The 8,101-nt window shown below is 25.0% G+C and carries 12 protein-coding genes; 5 read left to right on the forward strand and 7 right to left on the reverse strand.

Annotated elements, in window-relative coordinates:
• Positions 1-32: 32 nt before the first annotated feature.
• On the reverse strand, positions 33-971 hold the full coding sequence (locus AJ886_RS04790; protein WP_070287260.1) for a tyrosine-type recombinase/integrase: 939 nt from the start codon (positions 969-971) through the stop codon (positions 33-35).
• A gap of 228 nt (positions 972-1,199) precedes the next feature.
• On the opposite strand from AJ886_RS04790, the gene AJ886_RS04795 reads away from it, so the two are divergent.
• Positions 1,200-1,430: a hypothetical protein gene (locus AJ886_RS04795; protein WP_002779694.1), complete on the forward strand. Its 231-nt coding sequence runs from the start codon at positions 1,200-1,202 to the stop codon at positions 1,428-1,430.
• A gap of 12 nt (positions 1,431-1,442) precedes the next feature.
• A complete protein-coding gene (locus tag AJ886_RS04800) occupies positions 1,443-1,670 on the forward strand; it encodes a WGR domain-containing protein (RefSeq protein ID WP_002799350.1) in 228 nt (75 codons plus the stop codon).
• Positions 1,671-1,983: 313 nt separating this feature from the next.
• Here AJ886_RS04800 and AJ886_RS10505 read toward each other — a convergent pair whose 3' ends face one another.
• The gene (locus tag AJ886_RS10505) at positions 1,984-2,127 is read right to left on the reverse strand and encodes a hypothetical protein (protein WP_162843225.1); all 144 of its coding nucleotides are present in this window, start codon (positions 2,125-2,127) and stop codon (positions 1,984-1,986) included.
• 11 nt (positions 2,128-2,138) lie between these two features.
• Positions 2,139-2,459 (reverse strand): hypothetical protein, encoded by a 321-nt coding sequence (locus AJ886_RS04805; protein WP_070283228.1) that lies wholly within the window; start codon positions 2,457-2,459, stop codon positions 2,139-2,141.
• A gap of 544 nt (positions 2,460-3,003) precedes the next feature.
• Here AJ886_RS04805 and AJ886_RS04810 point away from each other — a divergent pair.
• Positions 3,004-3,483: a hypothetical protein gene (locus AJ886_RS04810; protein ID WP_070287263.1), complete on the forward strand. Its 480-nt coding sequence runs from the start codon at positions 3,004-3,006 to the stop codon at positions 3,481-3,483.
• A 449-nt stretch (positions 3,484-3,932) separates the two neighbouring features.
• Here the strand turns inward: AJ886_RS04810 and AJ886_RS04815 are convergent, their stop codons facing one another.
• Genes AJ886_RS04815 through AJ886_RS10510 form a run of 4 tightly spaced genes read right to left on the reverse strand, consistent with a single transcriptional unit; the run spans position 3,933 to position 5,017 of the window.
• Entirely contained in the window at positions 3,933-4,310 is a 378-nt protein-coding gene (locus tag AJ886_RS04815; protein ID WP_070287265.1) for a hypothetical protein, read from the reverse strand.
• Between the two features lie 38 nt (positions 4,311-4,348).
• Positions 4,349-4,651 carry a recombinase gene (locus AJ886_RS04820; protein WP_070287268.1) on the reverse strand — a complete coding sequence of 101 codons (303 nt, stop codon included), beginning with the start codon at positions 4,649-4,651 and terminating at the stop codon, positions 4,349-4,351.
• Between the two features lie 22 nt (positions 4,652-4,673).
• Positions 4,674-4,808, reverse strand: coding sequence for a helix-turn-helix transcriptional regulator (locus tag AJ886_RS04825; RefSeq protein WP_002813602.1), 135 nt, complete (start codon positions 4,806-4,808; stop codon positions 4,674-4,676).
• 47 nt (positions 4,809-4,855) lie between these two features.
• Positions 4,856-5,017, reverse strand: coding sequence for a hypothetical protein (locus AJ886_RS10510; RefSeq protein WP_002834683.1), 162 nt, complete (start codon positions 5,015-5,017; stop codon positions 4,856-4,858).
• Between the two features lie 990 nt (positions 5,018-6,007).
• Here AJ886_RS10510 and AJ886_RS04830 point away from each other — a divergent pair.
• Together AJ886_RS04830 and AJ886_RS04835 are read left to right on the forward strand one after the other, a co-directional pair.
• Positions 6,008-7,465 (forward strand): DNA methylase, encoded by a 1,458-nt coding sequence (locus AJ886_RS04830; protein ID WP_070287270.1) that lies wholly within the window; start codon positions 6,008-6,010, stop codon positions 7,463-7,465.
• Positions 7,458-7,649: a hypothetical protein gene (locus tag AJ886_RS04835; protein ID WP_002779581.1), complete on the forward strand. Its 192-nt coding sequence runs from the start codon at positions 7,458-7,460 to the stop codon at positions 7,647-7,649. The genes AJ886_RS04830 and AJ886_RS04835 overlap by 8 nt, the downstream gene beginning before the upstream one ends.
• Positions 7,650-8,101 lie beyond the last annotated feature (452 nt).

The following is an 8,101-nucleotide window of genomic DNA, read 5'->3' on the forward strand; positions in this document are numbered from 1 at the left end:
GAAGTCTATGCAAATACTCAATTTTAGAAAAATTAATTATTCAATAACGCAGCTTTTATTGTATCATTTGTTGCTTTGGCATATATAGTAGTAGTATTTAGATTTGCATGTCTTAGAATTTTTTGTATGACCACAAGGTTTGTTCCTTTGGCTGTTAATCTCATGGCTAAAGTGTGTCTAAGCAAATGAAGTCCTTTTTTGCTAATCAAAGCTTTAGCGTAAATATTATTTACGATCAAAAAAGCATTACTTCTATTCAAATGTTTTCCTGTGCTAGTTTGCATTATGTAATCACTATCTTGGATATTTTCTTTAAAATATTCAAGCTCATCATCTACTTCTTCTTTTTTAATAAATGCAAATTGTTCTTTACCGCCCTTGCCTATTATGGATATTTTTAAAATTTCATCATCAACTTCTTCAAAATCACAAAGTTTTACATTCAAAGCTTCAGAAATTCTAAGTCCTCCATAAAGCATAAGTTTTATCAGTAAAGAATTTCTAAAACTATTATAAACTTCTTTTTTTGCTTTTTCTTTCTCTAAAACATTATTTAGCCTTATAATTTCATTTTCATTAAGATAATTTAATTTTTCTTCTGATTTTTCTGTTCTAAATCTAATTTTCTTCATATCAAAGGAAAAAATAAACAAATCATCATTATTATCGCTTATAAAAGAAAAAAAGCTAGTTAATACTCTAAAATAAGTTATTTTTGTTTTTTTTGATAGTTTATTGCCATTTTTTGAATTATTTTCTAAATAATTAAGAAAATTGACTAAAAAAGTCGTTTTTATATCGTTTATTTGCATTTCATCTTGATAATCTAAAGAATATTCTACAAATTCTAGTAAAATACGCCTATAAAGTAAAAAAGTATTATTTGAATAGGATAATGCTTGAATATGTTTCAAATAAGCTTCTATCCAACGCTCTAAATCTTCGCTTATTGTAGTATTTTTAAGTTTCATTTTATTTATATCCTTTTTTTATAACATAATTTCTAATTATGTTATATTTATTTGCTTGTGTTAATATCAAAATATATATTTTAATAGGCTTATTTTGAAATAAGATTATGTTATATATTTTAAATTATACCATAAAAATATTTATATTTTTGCATTATTTGTCTATTTATACAATTTTTTATTAAAATTATGGTATAATTTATATATTTTAACAAATAAAGGATAAAAATGGAAAAAAATACAATAAATAATGAAAATATTCAAAAAAATGAAATATTAATTCCAAAAAGAGTTTTATTTGATGAAAAAACATTAAAAATGATAGAAATGATGATTCCTACTTACAAAGATGAAATTTCTAATACAAATAAAGAAAATGAGAAAATTAATCAAATGATTAAGCTTGCTATAGAAAAAATGTTTAAAAATGATTTTTTGAATAAAATAAATAATTTTTAATTAGGTTTTTTTATGAATAATGTTTTGTTGCACAGAATAACTGAGAAAGGAAACATTCGCTATTATAGCATAGAAATTATTGCCACTCTATTTGAGGAATATATGGTTGAGAGAGTTTACGGAAATGTGCGTTTTAAAAGTTGTACAGGAAGAAAAAATAATGTATTTCCAAGTTTTAATGAGGCACAAATTTTTTTTGAGAGATTAAAGAAACAAAAAATGAAAAAAGGGTATGCGTAGGTTTTTGCTCAAAAAATAAGAAAAAACATTGATAAAATAGGCTTTTTAGATAAGCTTTTAGCTAAACTCTCAAAAACAGGTAAAAAATCCTTATCAAATCCGCTAATTTCAATTTTTATAGCCATTTGTATCCTTTCTTATATAATTTTTATTTTTATTATACCATAAAGGGTTTTGTTGTAAAATTGGAAAAAACTTTTTTTATATATAAAATTACATAAATAAGACAATCAAAATACAATATAAAAGATTAAAGAATAGTAAAAACGGTTTTTTAAAAAAAACTAATATAAATATATGGCTAATTATATAATTAATCCTCCTCTAAGCCATCATTAATTCCTGCTTCTGCAAGTTCAAGCTGTTCTTTTTGATGCACTTTATCATCTTTAAAGGCTTCAAAACTTTTTTCCCATAAAACCTTTCTTTGCTCTATATATTCTTGATCTTTACACATATTAATCCTTTTTATTTATCAGGTTTAAAACCACTATCTAAAATTATTTTTGTCATTGCACCTTTAAGTTTATCAAAACGATTTAAAGCTTGCATATTACTAACTCTAAGCAATCTTATTTTATCATCTTTTTTATAAAACACTTTAAAAACTTCATCACTTTGTTTGTGTTTTACCATATCATCTAAAGTAGGACTATCTATGAATTCATATTCTTTGGTAAAATCTTCATTTAAAACATCGAATAAATCTTGTTTATAAGCATTTGATGAATGGGGATCGCAAGAATGAACATCAATAATATAATCTTGTATATTTTTTTTGCATAGCAAATCCTTTAAAAAATAGTATAAATTTTTATTTTTAGAATGACTTAAAATCTTTTTTTAATTTTTATAAATATTAAGGATATTATTTTTTTATATTATATTGATGATCTTTTTTATCAAAGTCATAAAATGTAACAAATATGGCTACGGCTATTGCAAAAGCTAAAATAATATATTGTCCTAATGAATGAGATAAATCCATATTGTTTCCTTTGTAATATGTTATTTTAACATATAAATTATAATAAAAAAGAAAAAAATAAAATGAAAATAATAAGAAATTGATTTTTTATTATTTATTATGATAATCTTATTTGAGTACTTTAAAAAGCTTAGAGTATAAAGTGTTGTGATGTAGCTTTTAAAAAGAAGAATAAAAACAAAGAAGCAGAAAACGCCCTTATAAAAATTATTAATTATATTCACTAACCATAGATGTAATAAAAAATATTGAGTAAAATATAATCAAAACAAATTTCTATTTATTTTTATAAAAACTGCATTTTTAAATTTGCTATGTTATAATTAAAAAAAAGGTTGTATAAATATGAAAAATTATTATATTTCAGAAGGTGTAAAAGCTTTATTTTCTGTCTATTTTAAAGATCAAACTGAAGAAAATTTCATTAAAGCTCTTAACGAATTTGCTAAAGAAAGCCAAATAAATTCTCAAGAAATAAAAGACAAATCTTTTAGAGAATTTAAAGAAGCCATTTCTAAATTACCAACTATAGATCTTTTGAATACTAGATTTGATAAGCTTGAAGATTCAGTATGTGCTAAACTTGATAAGCTTGAAGATTCAGTATGTGCTAAACTTGATAAGCTTGAATATTCAATAGGTGCTAAACTTGATAAGCCTGAAGATTCAGTATGTGCTAAACTTGATAAGCTTGAAAACAAACTAGATAGTTTTAAAAGAGAAGTTAGAACATATGTAATTATTCTTGCTGCTTTAATGTTTATTTTACAGCCTACAATTTTTGATTTAATTTTGTCTATCTTTAAATCATTTCTAAGACAATAAGGTTTTTAGTTTTCACTTTCGTTAGTGTGTTTATCATTGAGATAATGAGCTACTAAAACCAATGTACCAAAAACGAAAGTGATAGCACCAATTAAAATAGCTATATTATAACCATCCATTTTTTCTCCTTTTTTCAAAAAAGTTCAATCTTTAAGAAAGATTGATGATAATGCAACTACCGTTAAAATTAGCAAACTTTCGATGAGAATAATAAAAGCTCTACTATCGCCTGTTTGTAAACCATAAAGACTATTTATAAACAATCCTATGCCAATAGATTCCATGAATATTAAGATTGCTTTTGTGGGTATTTTTGTAAATATTACTATTTTTTTGAAAAAATCCTTCTTTTTTCTCCTTATCTTATAACAAAAAAATGCTAAAAGTCAAGGGATAAAATATCCCACCTTAGGGTTAAGTTACACTAGATTGTTTCTAGTGTGAGAATATTATTTTAAATGTTTTACCATAAAGTCCATTATTGCCCAAACACTTGAAATTATAGTGGCAATGCTAACAACACAAGCTCCTAGCCAATAGATTCCTTGCTGTTTTAATGAACTTTCCATTCGTTTGATTTCAGCTTCAAGTCCTTTAGTCTCAGATTGGAATAAATCCTTGCTAACCAACTCATTTCTTATTTGCTCAATGGCTTCTTGCTTTAAATTCTCAAAATTAAGCCTTTGCGTTGTTGCTCTATCATTAGCAAATTCTTCAAAAGCTTGAATGAGCTTTTTAGCTTGATCAGTATCTGAAAAAATACTTTCCAATAATGTTTTAAAGCTCTCATTGAGTGTAATTTCTTTTTCCATGGCATATCCTTGCATACTAACTCCTAAATTATAACATATTTTCATGTGCGTTCTTAGGCTACATTTCCAATTTGTTTCCACCATGTTTTTTTCTCAGGGTGAAATCTATAACCTAATTGCTTGATTTTTTCATTTAAACCATAGGTATTTCCTACAATCCAATAATAACCATCTTCATTTTTCACTTCGAGTCCCAAAGATAACAAAACTTGTCTTTCATCTTCGCTAAAAGTTGTAGCGTTTGATTGTGAAAAGTTTTGTAATAAATCAACTTTCTTTTTGTTTTCTTGAGTATTGTTTTGGCAAGCTTCAGTATCGATAACAATATTGCTACTTTCAGTAACTCCAACACCCATTTCTTCAGAAGAATATAATCCACTAAGTTGGAATTTTACCACTAGCCCAAGTATTTATTGTAGAAGCAGAGACATCTAATTGTCTTCCTAATTCAGTTTGAGTAATGTTTAACTCTTTACAAACTTCTTTAATAATATTTTCTTTCTCTTCTGTCATGCTAATCCTTTATTTTAGATTAATATTTTTTAGTAATAATTTTTTCATTACTTTTCAGAAATGAAAGGATTTGGCTCATTTTTTGAATTTCCCTGTCTTAGTGCAGGGCTTATTATATTTTCTACTATTTTATTTTTAATCATTTCAAAATCTTTGTCATTGATTTTTCCTATGTAAGTTTTTATCCTTTTAGTATCAAAAACTCTCATTTGTCATAAAAGTGCAACTTGTAAAGTGCCTTTATTGTCCTTAAATTTGTGAAATAAAAAGCCTTTTTTTGTTTTTAGTCTTAGAACTTAAAGGTGCGCCTAAAAATGTGCCATTATAAAAACTATTTATTACCAAAACAGGACGCGTAAAAAACTCATTTTTACCTTAAACTTCAGCACCGATATTTAAACCAATGCTAAGCCAATAAATCTTTTTTTACACTAACTTTTCTGATTAATTTTACTTTGTTTAAGCTCTTTTTTCGTTCATTCCAGCTGTCAAATTGCACTTCGTTCGTTTTATTTCCTTTATATCTTTTGACATAATGCTATGTAATGCTGTAAGCAGAAGTTTTATCTTTAAATATTTCTTTTCTCTATTTTTCTAAGTTTTTTCATTGTTTCTCCTGTCTTTTTAAAAATTAATTCTCGATTTGTTTTTCAACTAATTTTCTCTTTCTTTTTTTAATTTATTGGTATTTTGGTTTATGATTTATATAAAAAGCAAGATCCTTATTATAACAGTTCCATTTTTTTAAATAGCGAAAAATGAAAGGAGTGATAAAAATTTTGAGATTTTTCCATGTATAAAATAAGGCAGATTTTTATTTTATCAATAGCAATTATTATTAAAAAAAATAGCAGAAAATTTCATTTGCCTATATTAATGTAACTTTTTATTACAATCAGCATTTTCAAAAAACTTTATCATTATTTCAGCTTAAATTTTATCATTTAAAATTAAACTTGATATAAATCTTTTCGTATACTTTGCTCGCTCGATTTAAATATATAAAAGCATAATATTGAGTAATACTATGTAATTTTAAACAAGGCATGGTTTTTGATAAAATTTTTAGATGAAAAAATCTACAAGCTTGATTGTTTTATTGATTAATTCCAAAACAAGAACCAAAAATTAACAATCTTAGTCTATTAAAATTCTTTTTATACAATTAAAAAATAATTATTATATACTAATGTGAAAATATGGATAATACGCAAAAATATGCAGCTATAGATCTTAAGTCATTTTATGCTTCTGTTGAATGCATTTTAAGAAAATTAGATCCTCTAAATACCAATCTTGTAGTTGCGGATGAAAGTAGAACTGAAAAAACAATATGTCTTGCGGTATCTCCTGCATTAAGATCTTATAATATATCAGGCAGATTAAGACTATTTGAGTTAATACAAAAAGTAAAAACAATTAATTACGAGCGCTTAAAAATTGCTAAATATTTCAGTGCAAAATCATACAATCATCTTGAACTAATAAATAATCCTAATTTAGAACTTGATTACATTGTTGCAAAACCTAGGATGTCAACATATATAGACTATAGTTCTAAAATCTACAGTATTTATTTAAAGTATTTTGATCCAAAAGACATTCATATTTACTCCATTGATGAAGTATTTATTGATTTAACTCCTTATATCAAACATTATAAGCTATCTGCTGACAAACTCATTGAAAACATATTATTTGAAATTTTAAAAACAACTCAAATAACAGCAACTGCGGGAATAGGAACAAATCTTTACTTAGCAAAAATTGCAATGGATATATTAGCCAAAAAACAAAATACTAATAAAGATGGACTTTGCATAGGGTATTTGGATGAAATGCTTTATAGAAGAAAATTATGGCAACACACGCCCATAAATGATTTTTGGCGTATAGGCAAAGGATATGCAACAAAACTAAAAAGCATAGGCATTAACAATATGGGAGATTTAGCAAGACACTCTCTTAATAACGAGGATAAACTTTATCAAATTTTTGGAGTAAATGCTGAGTTATTAATCGATCATGCTTGGGGGTTTGAAAGCTGTACAATGCAAGCTATTAAAGAATATAAAAGCAAACATATCTCTAAGGTAATGGCTAAGGTTTTGCCTAAACCTTATAGTTTTAAAAAAGCTAGAGATATGCTTAAAGAAATCGTCGATCATATGGTTCTTGAGCTAATTGAGCAAAATTTAACATGCAATCAAATCGTTTTAGATGTACAATATGATAAAGAAAGCTTAGAAAAGGTACAAAGCTACAAGGGTCCAATGAGTAAAGATTCTTATGGAAGATCTATTCCAAAAAATGCACATTCAACAATCAATTTGGATTACCATACCTCTTCCTTGGAAACTATTTGCAATAAAGGTTTAGAATTGTTTGATTTAATAGTTAATGCTGATTTTTTAATTAGAAAAATAAGTCTTACTCTTAATAATGTTGTAAAAAATGACACGATGAAAAAAATTAAAGAACCCAGTCTTTTTACTGACTTAGAACAGAAGGAAAATAAAAATTTTATAAAAGAAAAGAAATTACAAAAAGCTAGACTCGCGATTGTTCACAAATATGGAAAAAAATCTATTTTTAAAGCCTCGAGTCTTGAAAATGGCTTAAAAATTAATTCGCAAATAGGAGGACACAATGCCTAATAACCACGATGATATTATTAATATTAAATACAAAAAATCTACAAAATATCCTCTTATGCCATTAGAAAAAAGAGCGGCACAGTTTGCTCCATTTTCAGTGCTTAAAGGATTTGATGAAGCAATTGAAAAAAAGAAAAAAGAAATGGAAAGAAAGCTTGAAAAGTCTATCTATATAAACGAGTAATCATGTTTTTATGAGAAAAATATTTTAGATATAAAAATCAATTAAAAACAAGTAAAAAAATAAGTATTTTTTAAATAGTGTATTTTTTATACCACTTTTATCTCTATATATTTTAGACTTAAAATAAAATTAATTAAAATTAGTATTAAAATTTTATCTTTTTTTTCTGTGAATTTTCATATAAAAAATATTGTTTTTTAAATGATTAAAAAAATAAAAAAATTATCTTGTACTTTTTGTGAGCAAAAATTCAAAGAGAAAATTACAGCAAAACTATATTTATTTTGATTTATTTTTTTGTTTTTTTATCTATCTTTACTCTAAAATTTTTGTAAATTTTTCAATTAAAAAATACTCCAAATCCAAACCCACGAAAAGACAAAAAATAGTTTTAATTAAGCATTAAAAAGTCTAGGTTTAAGCAAGGGCATTTTTATACCTACCCTAAAGCA

This window comes from Campylobacter sp. BCW_6465, assembly GCF_001762815.1.
Lineage (GTDB): Bacteria > Campylobacterota > Campylobacteria > Campylobacterales > Campylobacteraceae > Campylobacter_D > Campylobacter_D jejuni.